At 33.9% G+C, this 17,003-nt stretch carries 21 protein-coding genes and 1 tRNA gene; 14 read left to right on the forward strand and 8 right to left on the reverse strand.

The window, feature by feature from the left end; translation table 11 throughout:
• Positions 1–74 precede the first annotated feature (74 nt).
• The 3 genes from GMA06_RS01475 to GMA06_RS01485 are packed head-to-tail and all read right to left on the reverse strand — an operon-like array spanning position 75 to position 3,087.
• Positions 75–725, reverse strand: a complete 651-nt coding sequence (locus GMA06_RS01475; RefSeq protein ID WP_163561458.1) for an adenosylcobyric acid synthase — start codon at positions 723–725, stop codon at positions 75–77.
• A complete protein-coding gene (locus GMA06_RS01480; RefSeq protein ID WP_163561459.1) occupies positions 725–2,071 on the reverse strand; it encodes a Mur ligase family protein in 1,347 nt (448 codons plus the stop codon). The genes GMA06_RS01475 and GMA06_RS01480 overlap by 1 nt, the downstream gene beginning before the upstream one ends.
• Positions 2,072–2,127: 56 nt before the next feature.
• On the reverse strand, positions 2,128–3,087 hold the full coding sequence (locus GMA06_RS01485; RefSeq protein ID WP_163561460.1) for an aromatic acid exporter family protein: 960 nt from the start codon (positions 3,085–3,087) through the stop codon (positions 2,128–2,130).
• Between the two features lie 119 nt (positions 3,088–3,206).
• Here GMA06_RS01485 and GMA06_RS01490 point away from each other — a divergent pair, with 119 nt between their 5' ends.
• On the forward strand, positions 3,207–3,848 hold the full coding sequence (locus GMA06_RS01490; RefSeq protein ID WP_163561461.1) for a TIGR01906 family membrane protein: 642 nt from the start codon (positions 3,207–3,209) through the stop codon (positions 3,846–3,848).
• A gap of 239 nt (positions 3,849–4,087) precedes the next feature.
• On the opposite strand, the gene GMA06_RS01495 is transcribed toward GMA06_RS01490, so the two are convergent.
• The 4 genes from GMA06_RS01495 to GMA06_RS01510 all read right to left on the reverse strand — a co-directional run bounded on the left by GMA06_RS01495 (position 4,088) and on the right by GMA06_RS01510 (position 5,748).
• Positions 4,088–4,396 (reverse strand): DUF898 family protein, encoded by a 309-nt coding sequence (locus GMA06_RS01495; RefSeq protein WP_345940863.1) that lies wholly within the window; start codon positions 4,394–4,396, stop codon positions 4,088–4,090.
• Positions 4,397–4,686: 290 nt separating this feature from the next.
• Positions 4,687–4,760: transfer RNA gene (locus GMA06_RS01500), tRNA-Arg, on the reverse strand.
• Between the two features lie 64 nt (positions 4,761–4,824).
• Positions 4,825–5,529 (reverse strand): 3-oxoacyl-ACP reductase, encoded by a 705-nt coding sequence (locus tag GMA06_RS01505; protein ID WP_163546649.1) that lies wholly within the window; start codon positions 5,527–5,529, stop codon positions 4,825–4,827.
• Positions 5,530–5,748, reverse strand: coding sequence for a DUF2829 domain-containing protein (locus GMA06_RS01510; RefSeq protein ID WP_163546650.1), 219 nt, complete (start codon positions 5,746–5,748; stop codon positions 5,530–5,532).
• Positions 5,749–5,917: 169 nt separating this feature from the next.
• On the opposite strand from GMA06_RS01510, the gene GMA06_RS01515 reads away from it, so the two are divergent.
• The 13 genes from GMA06_RS01515 (at position 5,918) to manA (ending at position 16,300) form a co-directional block, all read left to right on the forward strand.
• Entirely contained in the window at positions 5,918–6,193 is a 276-nt protein-coding gene (locus tag GMA06_RS01515; RefSeq protein ID WP_163546651.1) for a PspC domain-containing protein, read from the forward strand.
• Between the two features lie 77 nt (positions 6,194–6,270).
• Complete coding sequence (locus tag GMA06_RS01520; RefSeq protein WP_163546652.1) at positions 6,271–7,014, forward strand: tRNA1(Val) (adenine(37)-N6)-methyltransferase; 744 nt, start codon at positions 6,271–6,273, stop codon at positions 7,012–7,014.
• Positions 7,004–7,276, forward strand: coding sequence for a GIY-YIG nuclease family protein (locus tag GMA06_RS01525; RefSeq protein ID WP_163546653.1), 273 nt, complete (start codon positions 7,004–7,006; stop codon positions 7,274–7,276). The genes GMA06_RS01520 and GMA06_RS01525 overlap by 11 nt, the downstream gene beginning before the upstream one ends.
• Positions 7,254–8,120 (forward strand): 16S rRNA (cytidine(1402)-2'-O)-methyltransferase, encoded by an 867-nt coding sequence (gene rsmI / locus GMA06_RS01530; protein ID WP_163561463.1) that lies wholly within the window; start codon positions 7,254–7,256, stop codon positions 8,118–8,120. The genes GMA06_RS01525 and rsmI overlap by 23 nt, the downstream gene beginning before the upstream one ends.
• Before the next feature lie 9 nt (positions 8,121–8,129).
• Complete coding sequence (locus GMA06_RS01535) at positions 8,130–9,143, forward strand: lactonase family protein (protein WP_163561464.1); 1,014 nt, start codon at positions 8,130–8,132, stop codon at positions 9,141–9,143.
• Positions 9,144–9,347: 204 nt separating this feature from the next.
• The gene (locus GMA06_RS01540) at positions 9,348–9,698 is read left to right on the forward strand and encodes a MerR family transcriptional regulator (RefSeq protein ID WP_163546656.1); all 351 of its coding nucleotides are present in this window, start codon (positions 9,348–9,350) and stop codon (positions 9,696–9,698) included.
• A gap of 23 nt (positions 9,699–9,721) precedes the next feature.
• Positions 9,722–11,059 (forward strand): type I glutamate--ammonia ligase, encoded by a 1,338-nt coding sequence (glnA, locus tag GMA06_RS01545; protein ID WP_163546657.1) that lies wholly within the window; start codon positions 9,722–9,724, stop codon positions 11,057–11,059.
• Between the two features lie 186 nt (positions 11,060–11,245).
• Positions 11,246–12,136, forward strand: coding sequence for an RNase adapter RapZ (rapZ, locus tag GMA06_RS01550; RefSeq protein ID WP_163546658.1), 891 nt, complete (start codon positions 11,246–11,248; stop codon positions 12,134–12,136).
• Complete coding sequence (locus GMA06_RS01555; RefSeq protein ID WP_163546659.1) at positions 12,133–13,116, forward strand: YvcK family protein; 984 nt, start codon at positions 12,133–12,135, stop codon at positions 13,114–13,116. Before rapZ ends, GMA06_RS01555 begins: the two co-directional genes overlap by 4 nt.
• A gap of 29 nt (positions 13,117–13,145) precedes the next feature.
• Entirely contained in the window at positions 13,146–14,081 is a 936-nt protein-coding gene (whiA, locus tag GMA06_RS01560; RefSeq protein ID WP_163546660.1) for a DNA-binding protein WhiA, read from the forward strand.
• The gene (locus GMA06_RS01565) at positions 14,082–14,222 is read left to right on the forward strand and encodes a hypothetical protein (protein ID WP_163546661.1); all 141 of its coding nucleotides are present in this window, start codon (positions 14,082–14,084) and stop codon (positions 14,220–14,222) included. It abuts the gene before it with no gap.
• A 96-nt stretch (positions 14,223–14,318) separates the two neighbouring features.
• Entirely contained in the window at positions 14,319–15,335 is a 1,017-nt protein-coding gene (locus tag GMA06_RS01570) for a Gfo/Idh/MocA family oxidoreductase (protein ID WP_163546662.1), read from the forward strand.
• Positions 15,329–16,300, forward strand: coding sequence for a mannose-6-phosphate isomerase, class I (gene manA / locus GMA06_RS01575; RefSeq protein ID WP_163561465.1), 972 nt, complete (start codon positions 15,329–15,331; stop codon positions 16,298–16,300). Before GMA06_RS01570 ends, manA begins: the two co-directional genes overlap by 7 nt.
• 164 nt (positions 16,301–16,464) lie before the next feature.
• On the opposite strand, the gene GMA06_RS01580 is transcribed toward manA, so the two are convergent.
• The coding region (locus GMA06_RS01580; protein WP_163561466.1) for a transposase at positions 16,465–17,003 on the reverse strand (539 nt) is incomplete at its 5' end.

Genomic DNA, 17,003 nt, shown 5'->3' on the forward strand with positions numbered 1-17,003 from the left:
ATTATACTAATAAATGATGAAAAAGTCATTTAAAAATAATACCCCATAAAACTTAAAGTTTTATGGGGTATGGATTAAGCCATTTTTTGATGAATTACTTTTTCGATAATGTAATCGGCTAGATGAATGTTGCGAACGAGTAAAGGGCCGTGGAAGTAACTACAAAAGACATTTTTGTACCGAGCGCCCTCGGTTTTATCTTCGTTATTATTTCCAAAACCTTTTTCGACAATTCCTAAAGGTTGGACATTTTCACCTAAAAAGGTACGTCCATTATGATTTTCATATCCTTCATAAGTAAAGCCGGTTTCTTCATCATAAATGGTAATATCTCCTATATAGCGACCGTCTTGATTAGTAGTATAATAATCAATCGCTCCAATACCTTCTATGCGTTCTCCAACGGCACTTGTGTAATAATGGCCTAAGAGTTGGTATCCTCCGCAAATCGCCACGACAACACCGTTGTTTTCGATATAAGAGATGATAGCGTCTTTTTTGTGTTGAATATCTTTTGAAACAATACGTTGTTCATAATCTTGGCCTCCACCAAAGAAAATGAGGTCGTAGTCGTCGGGATTGAATGGGTCATCTAAACTGACAATGGTTGTGTCGACATTGTATCCGTGTTCTCTTGCTCGCCATTGGAGAATTAACAAATTGCCATTATCGCCATAAGTGTTTAATAGATTGCCATATAAATGACAAATACGAATGGTTTTCATTAGTTGAGTTCTCCTTTCACATATCCTTGTAGAGATAGTTGTTTTCTCAATTCAAGCATTGCTGTGTAGGTTGCCAAAACATTTATATGTTTGGTTGGGGCATGCTTAATGTGCTCTATAATATCTTGTATTGATGCAGCAATAATCATATTTTCTTTTTTAAAACCTGCCACTTCCAAGCGGAGTGACATTTCTTGATGACGTTTTCCTCCGACAACTAATTGTTGGATAGGCATATCTTGTAATTGTTCGTATTGACCGTCCCAAATCCAACTGACATCCTGTCCGTCAGCATAATTGTCATTCAAAACAGAAATCAATGTAAATGGATTTTTTTCAAATTGTAAAATATCCAGAACTTGATTTAAACCTGTTGGATTTTTAATAAGATTAATGAGCAGTGACTTATCGTCAACGTGAATGATTTCTTGTCGACCAAAGACACGTTGGGTTTGTTTAAAGCCTGTTTTTATGTCCTCAACGGAAATACCCATTAAAGAAGCAATGCTGTATGCAGCAAGTGCATTGTAAATATTGTATAAGCCTGAAATGGGTAAGGTAAATGTATGTCCGTCAATATCAAAAACACTTTCTTGTAGTGTCAATAAATCAATATTTGTCACAGCATAATCAAGATTAGGACGCTTAAACTGACAGTTTGGACAATAATACTTTCCTAAATTAGAGTAACTAATCGAGCGATAACGCAATATTTTTTCACAGTTAGGGCATAAAATACCGTCTGTATTGTAGTGTGCTTGTAAATCACTGTCTTCTTGATAATTAAATCCAAAAAAGACACGTTTGTTTGGCAATGAGGCAGAATGAAAAATAGGGCTATCTCCATTTGCTACCACAATCGTTTCTGGTGAGAGCATAATACCGTCTAAAATTTTTTGATAAATGGTATAAATTTCACCAAAACGGTCCATTTGATCTCTGAAAATATTTGTTGTCAAAATGATTTTTGGTTTTAAATGTGGTACAACATAGACTAAATTAGCTTCATCAACTTCAAGTACAGCAATTTTTTTCTCTCCTTTTTTCGCTTTATGTGATAAAAAGGCAGATACAATCCCTTGCTTCATATTAGAACCGGTTGAGTTAGTTAATAGATTTGGGTATTTTTGTTTCAGTGCTTGTACAGTCAGTGCAGTTGTCAATGTTTTACCATTTGTGCCTGTAATAATAATCGTTTCATAATCGTGTGCTAATTCTGACAAGACGTCTTTATCAACAGAAAGTGCTACTTTCCCGGGATAGCTACTACCACTTTTTTTCAAAAGTCGCAATGTTTTTAATGTTGTTTTTCCGATAAAACTAGCCAATTTTCTTTTTAAGTACATAGTAAACCTCCAATACATTAGATTGATTATATCATAGATATATCAAGACCGATAGTTTATAAGTTGAGAATAAAGTCTTTTTTAACATTTAAAAAACGTTCTAAATCATTTAGGAGTTGAAAGAGCATGGCACGTTCTTCAAATTCCTCTCGTGTTTGGGGTAGTGGTGCATCTTTAAGCGTTGTATAACATTGTTCAATGTCCTGAATAAGCGTTTCAGCTGTATTCCATTCGGTTACTTGTTGCGCTGTTTTTTCAAACAGATAGATAACGTGTTCTTTTTGATGCACGTTGACAGGGCGAACATAGGTAAACATATAAGACAGAAGAGTATACTGTTGTTTTCGCATTAGAATATATGACACATTATAATCACTTTGTTTATGAAAAACTTGATTATCTCTTTCGTTTAAAATAAGCGTTTCAGCTTTGATTAAGTCTGTATAAAGTGTATGTTGTATAGAATGTACCATATTTATTGTCGCTGTGTCACCACTGGATATTTGTGCATTTAAAAGAATAGCAAGTTGTGTTAATGTCACTGACAAATGTTCTTCGATACGCTGTTTTAATTCAGCAATATCTTTATCTTTTTTTGGCATGTAGCTATTGATGATACTTGCAGTTAAAATGCCAATGGATAAAATGGCAAATTCGTTTAAAAGAACAGTATAGTCAGTTGATTGGAGCGTGTATAAATGCCCAACTAGCACGCAACTAGGAACAAGTGCTATCTGCCCTTTTAGATAATAGGTCATAGGCACAAATACGAATAGGAAAAGTCCCCATACCCAAAAATAAAAGCCGAATACAAAAAATAACAAACTTGATAAACCTAGTGCTAAACATGCAATGTATAGACGTTTTTTCGCGTTATTTAAAGTGGATAGAACGGTGTCTTGTAAACTCAGCATCGCAATTAGCCCGCATGTTAGGCTATATTGAATGGAGAAAAGATCTGCAATAATGGTAGCAATAAGTGTTGCTACAATGGTTTTAAAAATTTTTAAAGACATATAAAGTCCCCTTTCCGTCCTTTTTATTGTATACAAATCTGAAAGGAGCGTCTATAAAAAGAATTGCGGTTTGTTCGGTTTTTATAGTATCATATAAAATAAACGAGAGGAGGTAGTTTATGAATGTGAAACGAATGGCAATGTTAACGTGTTTGACAGTGTGTATATTGTCAGGTGCTATTTTGATAACTTTATTATGTAAACCTTTATTTTTATGGCAGTTATCGAACTTGGATACCCAAGTGTTAGTAGGGTTAACACATGAACAAGTAAGTCAAAATTATGATGTGTTGTTGGGGTACTTACTAAATCCTTTTCAATCCGTTTTAGCCATGCCGAATATTCCCGTATCAGCGCAAGGGGCATTTCATTTTTTTGAAGTCAAACAACTATTTTTATTAAATAATGGTATTTTTGTATTGTCTTTAGTAGGAAGTATTCTTGTATTGTTTCGTATCAAAAAATATCAAGATGAGGCATGGTTTAAAGGCGTGTATCGTATCATGATTTTTTTACCGATTGTCATTGTGATTGTATTGTCCATGGGGTTCAATTACTGGTTTGTTTTGTTTCATCATGTCTTTTTTAATAATGATGCATGGCTATTTAATCCAGTAACAGATCCGATTATTTTAATTTTGACAGAGGACTTTTTCTTGGGATGTTTTATCATGGTGTTTGGTATTGTCGAAATTAGTTTTATAGTTTTATGGTGGTATTTTAGAGGCTCTTCGTCAAATTGTGTTGGTGGAGAGAAATAGTGAGCATATTCGTGATAGTGGTAGTATTTATCCATTCACTGCCTTTTTAGAATGATGTTATCTGAAGATTTTACTTGAATAAAGCAAAAGCGATGTAGCAGATATTAAAATAATGTCTGCTTTTCATTTATAAAAATGCTTTCTTGTAGAATCATGAAGAGGGAAACTGACATATAAAATCAGTTTTCCTCTCTGTTATATTGGATTCCTTTATACAACTTAGGATGTGTGATAGTTTTTTAATTTGCGAAAAAAGTATGTTTTGTTTTCCATTGTTCTAGTTTGATGCCTACCCAAAATGAGTAAATACCTAATGTAATAATGCTTAGAAGTAACCATTTTATCCAATTTCCAAAAAGTCCCATAGCTGTTCCGGTAAATATTAGTCGGTGTCCTTCTATGACAGTATGTTTTGTTTTCCAACGGTAGATTAAGCATACCGCCCAAGGATAACAAATACCAAGAGTTAGAACTGTGATTATGGTGCCGAAAAGTATGTGTCCAACAAGGCTGAGTAAACCTCCGTCAAAGTAGCTTTGTTTCATTATGTTCTCCTTTGTTTTTTATTGATAGTGAGAGTGTAACAGTAAATAGCTAGTTTGTAAAATAAAAGTTAAGTAATGAATAATAAAAAAGAGTTATAGATAAATAGTTTAATAGTTCGGCAACAATTCCGTTTAGTAAAGGAATGGATATGTAAATTAAATAAGAGATAAATGGATTTTTGAAAAAGAAGCGTCTGTACCATACTATTAGAATGGTATATGGGGATTGCTTTGTTTAGGGTATGTAGTAAACAAAAAAAGTATGCCATATCATGACATACTTTAATAGATGACGTTTCAGGAGGGATTCGAACCCCCGACCGTTCGCTTAGAAGGCGAATGCTCTATCCTGCTGAGCTACTGAAACAGAACCACTTAATTATTATATGTGTTTTTGTATCATAAGTCAATATTTTTAGTCATAAAAGTGGTTATTTGATACTCCAACCGCCGTCAATGGTGAGAATGTGCCCGTGAAGATAGGCGGCGCTTGAGCTAGCGAGGAAAATAGTTGCGTCGGCAATTTCATTTGGAAATGCCCATCTTTTTGCTGGTGTTTGTTCAGCTACCCATTTTGCTGTATCTCCAGTGCCTTCAAAGTCGGCTTGTGTCATGGATGTTTTGATAGCACCAGGAGCGATGCCATTGACACGAATACCTTTAGAGGCGTAATCGTATGCTAATTGTTTTGTATAGCCAATAACAGCGTGTTTACTTGCTGTATAAGCTGCTCCGCCACCGCCGGCCAGAAAACCGGCTATAGATGCCATATTGATAATGATACCTTGTTGTTTTTTTAGCATGTTATTTAATACGTGATTTGTGATTAAAAACATACTTTTTACATTGGTTGTCATAATACAATCCCATAGATCTTCGCTAGTCTCTAAACTAGGCATGTAATTATCTAGGATACCGGCACTATTGATAAGAATATCTATGGATTTTGGTAGTTTGGCAATATCCTCTCGAAGACAAACATCACCAATGATATGATGATAATTAGGATGTGTTATCTGACTTTTTTGTTTATCAAATCCGTATACAATGGCGTTTTGTTCTAAAAAAGCTTCGGCTTGTGCTTTTCCAATACCGCTAGAGCTACCCGTAACGAGAACGTTATAATTTATAAACATTTAGTCCACCAAAGTCCAATCTGTTGCAAAAATGTCGCATACGGTAGGGTTAAACATACTATAATAATCACTTTCTGTTTGGATAATTAAATAAGGTGTTGATTTTTCAACGTACGGAAGGGATTCTTGACGTTGAATAAATCGTTCTCCACCTTTCCAGCCGGTTCTGACTACTTTTTTGCCTGCTTTGATATAGGGTAAAATTTCTTCAAATGTCATCTTTTTTCTCCTTTATTTTGAAAGCATATAAAATATAATATGCTTTTAACTATATTATATAATATTATTTTTAAACAACAAGTCAGTCTTTAGCAGGATAAAAAATTTTTTAATTATGCTATACTAATAATGTTCAATGAACATAATAGCAGATAAATGAGGAATAGAGATGGCGAAAAAATTAACAAGATCAAGAACGGATAGACGTATTGCCGGGATATGCGGTGGTTTAGCTGAATATTTTAATATAGATGTCACAGTGATACGCATCATTGTTGCCATTAGTTCTATAATAACTTTTTCAACAACATTATGGATTTACATTTTAGGCATACTGATTATTCCTTTGGAATCGTATCAAAAAAGTAGACACTATACTTATTACCAAACATATCAAAAAACAAATACTAGAAAAGACGTCACACCGACAAAAGATGATTTTTAAGAAGTACCTACGGAGTACTTCTTTTTTTATGTAAGAATTGGTATACTTATGAAGATAAAGAGTAAGGAGTTAACATCATGAAACTATATGAACATGAGCGCTTGGATACATTGATAAAAGAAAATATTCAGATTATTCAAAGCAAGAAAGTTTTTTCTTTTTCTTTAGATGCGGTTCTCCTTGCACATTTTGCTGAATTGCCTAGGAATAAAAAAGCATGTATTTTAGATGCGTGTTCGGGGAATGGCGCGGTTGCTTTTATGATATCTGCTAAAACAAATAATCCTATTTATGCCATTGAATATCAAGAAATTTTAGCGGATATGGCACAACGTACGGTAACATTAAATCATCTCGAAGATAGAGTAAAGATTATTCACGGTGATTATAACGATGCACAAAAGTGGTTTGATAGAGGATCTGTTGATGTTATCACATGTAATCCACCTTATTTTACAACAGAAGATTATGCAAATATACATGAAGAAAATGCGATTGCTTTGGCAAGGCATGAATTAACCATTACACTGGATGAGTGGGTATCCACGAGTAGTCAATTATTAAAAAATGGTGGAAAGTTGTATTGTGTTCATCGTCCCGATAGATTGCTTCAATTATTAACAGTATTAAAAAGTCATCAATTAGTCCCTAAAAAGATGTGTTTTGTGCATCCGAAAAAAGAAAAAGATGCCAATATGGTATTGATTGAGGCAGTTAAGCAAGGAAAAGAAAAAGGGATTAAGATAATTCCACCTATCATTGTGTTTAATGAGAAAAATGAGTATATCGAGCCTGTTAGGAGTATTTTATATGGAGAGTAAGAATCATTATTTTTATGTACTAATGTGTGCGGATAATACATTTTACGCTGGATATACAACAGATGTTGCTAGAAGAGAATTAGAGCATAATACATCGGATAAGGGAGCAAAGTACACAAAAACAAGACGTCCGGTAAAAGTTATTCATGTTGAAAGTTTTCCAACACGATCCATGGCAACAAAGCAAGAAGCAATGTTTAAAAAATTAAGTAAAAAAGAGAAAGAAGCGTATATAAAACATGCACATTCAAAAGAGTTTTGAAAATAGCCAAAGTGGAATTTTATATTTAATTCCAACGCCTATTGGGAATTTAGAAGATATGACCTATAGAGCGGTTCGTTTGTTAGACGAGGTTACTTTGATTGCCGCTGAAGATACTAGACAGACAAAAAAATTATTAAATCATTTTCATATAAAAACACCTCAAATAAGTCTGCATGAACATAATATTATGGAAAAGATTGACTATTTAATTGATAAATTACATCAAGGAGAAAGTATTGCGCAAGTGAGTGATGCGGGTATGCCGTCCATTAGTGATCCAGGACATGAATTGGTACTTGCTTGTCTTGAACAGCATATTCCGGTAGTGTCAATTCCAGGAGCGAGTGCAGGACTAACGGCGCTGATAGCGTCAGGTTTATCGCCTCAACCATTTTATTTTTATGGTTTTTTACCTAGAAAAAAACAAGAACAGATATTTGTGCTTGAGCAATTAAAGTCACGAGAAGAAACGCTTATTTTTTATGAATCACCACATCGGATTAAAAAGACAATACAAGTGTTATCTAATGTATTTGATGAAACGAGGCAGGCTGTTATTTGTCGTGAATTAACGAAACGATATGAAGAATATATAAGAGGCAGTTTAAAAGAAATTCAAATATACTTAGAAGAAATCGAGTTAAAAGGTGAGATATGTTTATTAGTGTCAGGAACATCGGATGAGGATAGTCAGGAAGAGATGGTAGATTTGCCGTTGAAAGAGTGTGTTTTACAAGTTATGCAGGAGCAAGATCTGACAGCGAAAGAAGCCATTAAGTACGTGGCGAAAATGAAAAAAATGAAAAAGCAAGATGTTTACCAAGCGTATCATCAAGAATAGGAGAAATGTATGGAAACATTAGTATTAGGTGGGTATACAAAAGGACGTAATAAAGGAGTATCTTTTGCAACATTAGATACAGATAAAAAGAAAATAACGAATGTTAAATTAGCTCTTGAAATAGAGTCCCCAACATATGTGACAACAGTGGGAGATTTTGCCTTTTCTGTTGTGAAAGAAGGGGACTGGGCAGGTGTTGCTTTATTAGAAAAACAAGATGATGTGTATCGTCAAATTGCAGCGGCGTTAACAGAAGGTGTCAATCCACCATGTTATGTGTCATTTGATAAAAAGCGTCAGTTGATTTTTAGTGCAAACTATCATCAAGGTTTTTTTGATGTGATAGCTATCACAGATGATGGATTAGATGTGGTTCAGTCTGTGCAATTTGAAGGATCAAGTGTACATGAAAATCAACAATCATCTCATGTACATTATGTGCAAATGGATAGAGCAAGTGAGTATTTAATGGTTTGTGATTTAGGGACAGATAAGGTGCATGTGTTTGATGTGAAAGTAAGTGGAGAGGTAAAAGAGGTGTTTTGTTATCAAACAAAAGCTGGATTTGGACCAAGACATCTTGTTCAACATCCAACATTACCTATTGTTTATGTATTAGGTGAATTATCTAATGAGATTGATATTTGTCGTTATGAAAAAGGTGTTTTAACGCATATAGAAACGGTGTCTTTATTACCAGAAGAATATACAGATTGGAGTGGAGGGGCAGCGATTCGGGTGACGAGCGATGGACAGTTTGTGTATGCGTCTAACCGAGGACACGATAGTATTGTTGTATATAAAGTTAATAATAGTGGCGTTTTAGAACCAATTCAATGGATAAAAACAGAGGGAAAAACACCACGAGATTTTCATTTTAATCAAACAGAAGATTTTATTATTATCGGTCATCAAGATGACGATGTGTTATCATTGTTTAGCCGAGATACTAAAACGGGTGTATTGACATTACAAGATAAAGAAGCGATTGCTCCGGAGTGCGTCTGTGTGACACCGTTATGATGATGTAGAAACCACCAAAAGATGAGCGTTCATCTTTTGGTGGTTATGTTATATTTTGTAACATGATAAGGGAGTTTTTTCTTGAAAGTATGTAAAACTTTTTATATGATAGCATAATAATGTAGCATTACTTTACATAAGAGTGCTATAATGTGACTAGGTCCTAACACTTGTATAAGTGTTCTTCATGTGAAGGAGAGTTTTATGAAGGGTAAAGAAATACGACGTTCAATGCCGGTTTTTCCGATTGGGACAATGATGACACTGACGGACTTAACAGCTAGACAAATTCGATATTATGAAGAACAAGGGTTGATTATACCAAAACGTTCTCAAACAAATCGACGTTTGTATTCTTTAAATGATGTTGATAAATTGTTAGAAATTAAAGATTATTTAGCAGAAGGTCTAACAATTGTTGCGATTAAAAAGAAATATACAAAAGTTGAAAAAGAAAAAGAGCAACCTGCTCAAAAGTTTTTAACAGATGAAGATGTTAGACGTATCTTTTATCAAGAAATGATGAATCAACAAGAGTGGCGACATGATCGTTAATTTAAATAAAGGACGAGAGAAAAATGAAAAAACAAATCACGCGAGATACAGTATTAAAAGATGTTAAAGAAAAAGATGTTCGATATTTAAGATTAATGTTTACGGATATATTAGGAACAATCAAAAATGTTGAAGTACCTATTAGTCAGTTAGAAAAAGTATTAGCAAATAAAATGATGTTTGACGGCTCATCTATTGAGGGCTTTGTGCGTATTGAAGAAAGTGATATGTATTTGTATCCAGATCTATCAACATGGCTAGTTTTTCCGTGGGATAATGGGCAAGGAAAAATTGCACGTTTGATTTGTGATATTTATAATCCAGACGGTACTCCTTTTGAAGGAGATCCGAGAGCGAATTTAAAGCGTGTCTTATCTGAAATGAGAGAGTTAGGATTTACGGATTTTAATTTAGGGCCAGAACCAGAATTTTTCTTATTTAAGTTAGATGAATACGGCAATCCAACGATGAAATTAAACGATGAAGGTGGCTATTTTGATTTAGCACCAACGGATTTAGGGGAAAATTGTCGTCGTGATATTGTGTTACAATTAGAAGAGTTAGGATTTGATATTGAAGCAAGTCATCATGAAGCTGCGCCAGGACAACATGAGATAGATTGGAAGTATGCTGATGCTCTTGATGCGTGTGATAATATTCAAACATTTAAATTGATTGTAAAAACGGTGGCACGTCAGCATGGCTTACATGCAACGTTTATGGCAAAACCTGTTTATGGGATCAATGGTTCGGGGATGCACTGTAATATGTCTTTATTTGATGAAAACGGAAATGTGTTTTACGATAAAGATGCCCCAGACGGATTGAGCGATACAGCAATGCATTTTATTGCAGGGTTATTGGAGCATGCTCGAGGTTTTACAGCTATTTGTAATCCAACAGTTAATTCATACAAACGTCTTGTGCCAGGGTATGAGGCACCTGTTTACGTAGCTTGGAGTGGGCAAAATCGTTCGCCGTTAATTCGTATTCCAGCCTCAAGAGAAAATTCGACACGTGTAGAGTTGAGAAGTGTTGATCCAATGGCAAATCCATACTTAGTATTGTCTGTGTTGATTAAGTCTGGATTGGACGGTATTGTGAATAAAAAAATGCCACCAGCAGCAGTTAATCGTAATATTTATCAAATGTCTGCTAAAGATAGACTTGATAATGGTATTTTAGATTTACCGGGTAATTTATTAGAGGCTATTGATGAATTTGAAAAAGATGAAGTTGTTAAAAATGCTTTAGGTAAACATATTCAACAGAATTTTATAGCAGAAAAAACATTGGAGTTTCAATCTTATCGTACACAAGTGACGAAGTGGGAACTAGAACGTTATTTAACGCTATTCTAAAATACTATCTAATAAAAACTGTCTATTGTGTGGCAATCACAAATAAGGTTGGTTTCTAGTTAGAAAAGCTGTTTATACAAAAGGTATCTTTATATAAAATGAAGTGAGAAGAGATAGTAAATGATAGAACCATTTGCTATCTTTTTTGTGATATAATGGTGTTATTAAAAGAAAAGGAGATAGACAATGGCAGAAGCGTTAGAATTAGTCATTATTACAGGAATGAGTGGTGCTGGTAAGACAGTGGCAATGCAAAGTTTTGAAGATTTGGGATATTTTTGTGTCGATAATATGCCACCGAGTTTGTTGACGAAATTTTGGGATATTGTAAAAGAGAGTGGCAAAATCACACGTATTGCGCTTGTGATAGATTTAAGAAGTCGTGCCTTTTTCGATGAAATTATGGACTCCATTATTGATTTTGACAATACAGCGCTTGTGAGAACACGTATTCTCTTTTTAGATTGTCAAGATGAAGCGTTAGTATCTCGTTATAAAGAAACAAGGCGTACACATCCGCTTGTTGGGAATACGGGATTAATAACCGACGGCATCAGCCGTGAGCGTCAGTTGCTTGTTGATTTAAAAACACGTGCACAAATTGTGATTGATACAACGAATATTTCTCCTAGACAATTAAGAGAAAATATTATGACGCAATTTAAGTCGGATGATCGTGCGGTGTTTCATATTGAAGTGATGTCATTCGGATTTAAATATGGTGTGCCGATTGATGCCGATATTGTTATGGATGTGCGTTTTTTACCAAACCCACATTATGTTCCTGAGCTAAGGTCATTGACGGGATTGGATGAAGAAGTGTATGATTATGTGATGAAACAGCCTGAAACGAGTGAATTTTATAAGCGTTTTGAAGGGCTGATTGATTATATTGTGCCAGGGTACAAAAAAGAAGGAAAAACATCTGTGGTTATTGCTATTGGTTGTACTGGAGGGCAACATCGTTCTGTTGCATTAACGGAACGTTTGGGCAATAGTTTAATGGTAAGTGGTTATCCGGTCAATATTACACATCGAGATAAAGATAAACGAAAAGAAACGGTGAATCGCTCATGAGAAAAAAGAAAGTAACCATTATTGGTGGTGGAACAGGGCTGCCGGTTTTATTAAAAGAATTGAAACAGTATCCAATCGATATTACGGCGATTGTGACAGTAGCTGATGACGGAGGAAGCAGTGGCATTATTCGAGATTATGTCAATATTATTCCGCCAGGAGATATTCGTAATTGTTTAGTGGCTTTATCGACATTGGACGATGTTTATTTAGATATTTTTCAATATCGTTTTAATTCCGAAGATAAATTTTTTGCAGGGCATGCTATTGGCAATTTGATTATTGCGGCATTAAGTGAAATGCGTGATAATATTTTTGATGCTATTCAAGAATTGTCACGTATGATGAAAATTCAAGGGCAAGTCTATGCGGCAGCTAAAGAGCCTCTTGTTTTACATGCCACGTTTATGGATGGAACAGTCGTTAGTGGTGAGTCTGCTATTGCTAAGGAGAGAAAACGTATTAAGCATGTTCATGTGACGACGAAAGACGGTTCTATTGAAGATGCGCATGCCTCAAGTGATGTGGTTAGAGCAATTGAAGAAGCAGATATGTTAGTGTTAGGTCCGGGAAGTTTGTTTACAAGCATTTTACCTAATCTAATGATTCCGAATGTATCTGAAGCGATTTTAAAAACACAAGCGCAAATTGTCTATATTTGCAATATTATGACGCAATTAGGAGAAACAGAATCCTTTACAGATGCCGATCATGTACGTGTGTTGCATCGCCATTTAAAGCAGATGTTCATTGATACGGTTCTTGTTAATACAGAAACTGTACCAGATGATTATTTAAATCAACAAAAAGGCGAAGAGTATTTATTACAAGTGAAGCACCATTTTGACGGTCTACGAGGAGAAGGATGTCGTGTGATTTCGACAAATTTCTTAGAAATGAAAGAAAATGGTGCGTTCCACGACGGTAAAAAAGTAGTTGAAGAGTTGATGACACTATTAAACAGTGTATTTGAAAAATAAAAAATAGTGATAAGAAAGGTGGTGATAACATGTCTTATGCGGCTCAAGTGAAAAAAGAATTAACGTCTTTAGAAGTTCATAAGGAACATGCCAAAGCGGAACTTGCAGCGCTTATCCAAATGAATGGGGCAGTCAGTTTGTATCAGCAAAAGTTTATTTTAAATGTGCAAACAGAAAATGCAGCTATTGCTAGACGTATGTATACGTTATTGAAAGATCATTATGATGTTGAAAGTGAATTACTTGTTCGTCGTAAAATGAAGTTAAAGAAAAATAATATTTATATTGTACGTTTAAAAACAGGCACAAAAGAAATTTTAACAGATTTAGGTATTATGGACGGTTTGTTTTTCCAAACAAGAGTACCTAAAAATATTAAAAATAATGAGCAAAAAGTAAAGTCATATTTACGAGGGGCGTTTTTAGCAGGAGGTTCTGTTAATAATCCTGAAAAGAGTAGTTATCACCTTGAAATTTATTCAAACTATGAAGACCATAGTCAAGATATTTGTGATATGATAAATCGCTTTTATATGAATGGTCGTATTATTGAACGACGCAATGGGTATATTGCCTATATTAAAGAGGCTGAGAAAATTGCAGATTTTCTTGTGCTTATCGGTGCATTAAATAGTATGATGAAATTTGAGGATATTCGTATTATTCGAGATATGAGAAATTCGGTTAATCGGATTGTGAATTGTGAAAATGCCAATTTAAGTAAAGTTATCAATGCCTCAAGTAAACAAATTGAAGCGATCAATTACATTGCAGAAAAAGTAGGTCTGGACGAATTGCCACCAAAATTAAAAGAAGTGGCAGAGCTAAGACTTTCTTATCCAGAATCTAGTTTAATGGAAATCGGAGAGATGATTGTTGGAGAAACGGTTTCTAAGTCAGGAATAAATCATCGTTTACGAAAAATTGTTGCATTTGCAGATAAACTAAAAAAAGAAGGTGTTTAAATGGCATTGCAAGATAAAGATTTTATTGAAAAACAAATTGAGCAGCTAACAAATGGATTGAGTAAATTTATTGATGTTGAAGCATTATTTGATAAAGAAAAAGAGAAAAAACAAGAAGAAACAAAAGAAGATGATGAGTAGCAATCATCTTCTTTTGTTATTTTGAGATAAAAATACTTTTGAAAAAAGGTTGAGAATGATATAGTTAGTTTGATAAAAATGTAAAAGAGGTATAATATGTTAACACTTGCGTATATTGGGAATGGGAAAAGTACAAATCGTTATCATCTGCCATTTGTCAGAACATTGAAAGATAAATTTAAAGTGAAATATGTGTATGTTCGTCATTTTAAATCAGAGTGGGAAAAACAGCCTTATGTCACTTATACAACAGATTTAGATGTTTTATTAAAAGATACTACCGTAAATCTTATTGTCATTACAACGCCTATGGCATCACATTATGAATATGCTAAGTTGGCATTGGAGCATGGGAAGCATGTTTTAGTTGAAAAACCTTTTGTGAAAACAGCTAGAGAAGCTAAGGAATTATTTCAGCTAGCAAAAGAAAAAGGGTTAATATTGGAATGTTATCAAAATAGACGTTTTGATAGTGATTTTTTAACTGTTCAAAAAGTAATAGATAGTCAAAAATTAGGAGATATTTATGAAATAGATATGCATTTTGATTATTTTAGACCTGAAGTATCACAAGGAACGGAAATATTCAATGTAGAGGATAGTTTTGTGTACACGCATGCTTGTCATACATTGGATCAAGTGATTTCTTGTTTTGGAGTACCTACAAGTACGCATTTTGATGTTCGTCAACTTTTAGGTGAAGGACGTATGAATGATTATTTTGACATTGATTTATATTATCAAAATATGAAAGTATCTGTTAAATCAAGTTATTTTAGAATAAAACCAAGACCGAGTTTTGTTGTTTATGGAATGAAAGGTACATTTATAAAAGACAAAAAAGATAGGCAAGAAGAGCATTTGAAGTATTTTTATATGCCAGAGCATGATGATTTTGGAGTAGATACCTTAGAAGATTATGGTGTTTTAACGTATGTAGACGATTTGGGATGTATCCATGAAGAAAAAATTGTATCTGAGAAAGGTCATTATAAATATTTTTATGAGCATTTACACGATACGATTGTGTTGGGTAAAGAAAAACTAGTCAAAGATGAGGAAACTATATTACAAATAGAATTATTAGAAAAAGGTGTAGAGAATTTATGGTAGATAATAAGGAACCCATTTTTTTAAAGCCTGTGTTACAGGAAAAAATATGGGGAGGTAACAAATTAGAAACAGAATTTGGTATGCTCTTACCTAGTCAAAAAATAGGAGAATCATGGAGCATTAGTGCACATCCGAATGGTGTATCAACAATTATATCTCCAAAAATGTTTGAAGGTATGGGATTGGATACATTTTATCAAACATATCCAGATTATTTTGGTGGTAAGGTAGAGGAGCGTTTCCCTTTGCTTACAAAAATTTTAGATGCTAGTGATGATTTATCTGTTCAAGTACATCCCGATGATATTTATGGGTTAGAACATGAGGGAGAATTAGGGAAAACAGAATGCTGGTATGTGATTTCAGCAGAAGAAGGATCCAAAATCGTTTATGGGCACACAGCTCAAACACAAGAAGAGTTTAAAGAAAAAATTGAGAAACAAGAATGGAAAGATTTATTTCTTGAAATACCTGTTCAAGCTGGTGATTTTTTCGATGTGCCTCATGGTACCATTCATGCAATCGGGAAAGGTATTGTGATATTAGAAACACAACAAAATTCAGATACAACCTATCGTGTATATGACTATGATAGAGTGGATGAACAAGGTCATCAAAGGGACTTACATATTCAACAATCATTAGATGTGACACGATTTCCACATCAGCATCCAGTTTTGAAAGATGCTAGACACGATATAGAAGATGGTTATGTGCATCATTATTTGAGTAATGACTATTTTAGTGTTTGGAAATGGCAAGTAGATGGACAAATGTCTATTTTTTTAGACGAAGGCTATTATTTGGTGACTGTGATAAAAGGAGCAGGAAAAATGAGAATAGATGAGAGAGAGTATAAGCTCTCTTTATCTCATTCGTTTATTTTACCATTTGGGACACAAGAAATTAGGTTGACTGGAGATTTAGAACTAATTGCATCCAAACCAAATAGGCAAGTAGATTAAAACTACTTGCTTTTTTAATTATAAACACATAGATATATTTAAAAAATGGTGGATTTATACCAAAAGGGATTTTTTACTAGATAAAGATTTTTTGAAAATAAAATGGCTCTTCGTCAAATTGTGTTGGTGGAGAGAAATAGTGAGTATGTTGGTAGTGAATGGCATTAACCATTCACTACCTTTTTCACATTCTTTTTCTGCCACTGAGAATGGTGTTGTATGATTAAAATACGCAATCTAAAATAAGAAAAACGTCTGTAGCCATAGGCAATCCGTTTGATGACTTTAATATGATTGTTGATAGCTTCTGTGATACCGTTTGAATAAGGTGTGGTAAAAGCTTGATAAATACCATTCTGATAGGTTTTAAAAATATCAAATTTCTTTCTAAACCACTCTGGTAATGACGGGTCAATATGATGAATAACCTCCATAAATAAATCAAAATCTCGCTGTCTATAAGCATATCTCAGCTCTTGTACAAACTCATATGCTTGTTTTAAAACAGGACTATAGTCTAATAATCTATCAAGGATTTGTGCGTGTGTCAGATATGTTTTAAAGGATTGGTGATAATGATAGTCTGTATCATTTACATCAAAGGCATCTTTTAATAATAATTTCCAGTATTTCTTTAAGTGTTTATAAGCCTTTTCTTCTTTTTTAAAGGTGTTCATTTCTTTTATACGTAGTGTATTTAAAT

The organism is Granulicatella sp. zg-84 (genome assembly GCF_010892375.1).
In the GTDB taxonomy this organism is placed as follows: Bacteria; Bacillota; Bacilli; order Lactobacillales; family Aerococcaceae; genus WM01.

Coding starts and splice junctions, on each gene's coding strand:
- GMA06_RS01475 (WP_163561458.1), bottom strand. CDS start 725: ATGAAAACCATTCGTATTTGTCATTTATATGGCAATCTATTAAACACT.
- GMA06_RS01480 (WP_163561459.1), bottom strand. CDS start 2,071: ATGTACTTAAAAAGAAAATTGGCTAGTTTTATCGGAAAAACAACATTA.
- GMA06_RS01485 (WP_163561460.1), bottom strand. CDS start 3,087: ATGTCTTTAAAAATTTTTAAAACCATTGTAGCAACACTTATTGCTACC.
- GMA06_RS01490 (WP_163561461.1), top strand. CDS start 3,207: ATGAATGTGAAACGAATGGCAATGTTAACGTGTTTGACAGTGTGTATA.
- GMA06_RS01505 (WP_163546649.1), bottom strand. CDS start 5,529: ATGTTTATAAATTATAACGTTCTCGTTACGGGTAGCTCTAGCGGTATT.
- GMA06_RS01510 (WP_163546650.1), bottom strand. CDS start 5,748: ATGACATTTGAAGAAATTTTACCCTATATCAAAGCAGGCAAAAAAGTA.
- GMA06_RS01515 (WP_163546651.1), top strand. CDS start 5,918: ATGGCGAAAAAATTAACAAGATCAAGAACGGATAGACGTATTGCCGGG.
- GMA06_RS01520 (WP_163546652.1), top strand. CDS start 6,271: ATGAAACTATATGAACATGAGCGCTTGGATACATTGATAAAAGAAAAT.
- GMA06_RS01525 (WP_163546653.1), top strand. CDS start 7,004: ATGGAGAGTAAGAATCATTATTTTTATGTACTAATGTGTGCGGATAAT.
- rsmI (WP_163561463.1), top strand. CDS start 7,254: ATGCACATTCAAAAGAGTTTTGAAAATAGCCAAAGTGGAATTTTATAT.
- GMA06_RS01535 (WP_163561464.1), top strand. CDS start 8,130: ATGGAAACATTAGTATTAGGTGGGTATACAAAAGGACGTAATAAAGGA.
- GMA06_RS01540 (WP_163546656.1), top strand. CDS start 9,348: ATGAAGGGTAAAGAAATACGACGTTCAATGCCGGTTTTTCCGATTGGG.
- glnA (WP_163546657.1), top strand. CDS start 9,722: ATGAAAAAACAAATCACGCGAGATACAGTATTAAAAGATGTTAAAGAA.
- rapZ (WP_163546658.1), top strand. CDS start 11,246: ATGGCAGAAGCGTTAGAATTAGTCATTATTACAGGAATGAGTGGTGCT.
- GMA06_RS01555 (WP_163546659.1), top strand. CDS start 12,133: ATGAGAAAAAAGAAAGTAACCATTATTGGTGGTGGAACAGGGCTGCCG.
- whiA (WP_163546660.1), top strand. CDS start 13,146: ATGTCTTATGCGGCTCAAGTGAAAAAAGAATTAACGTCTTTAGAAGTT.
- GMA06_RS01565 (WP_163546661.1), top strand. CDS start 14,082: ATGGCATTGCAAGATAAAGATTTTATTGAAAAACAAATTGAGCAGCTA.
- GMA06_RS01570 (WP_163546662.1), top strand. CDS start 14,319: ATGTTAACACTTGCGTATATTGGGAATGGGAAAAGTACAAATCGTTAT.
- manA (WP_163561465.1), top strand. CDS start 15,329: ATGGTAGATAATAAGGAACCCATTTTTTTAAAGCCTGTGTTACAGGAA.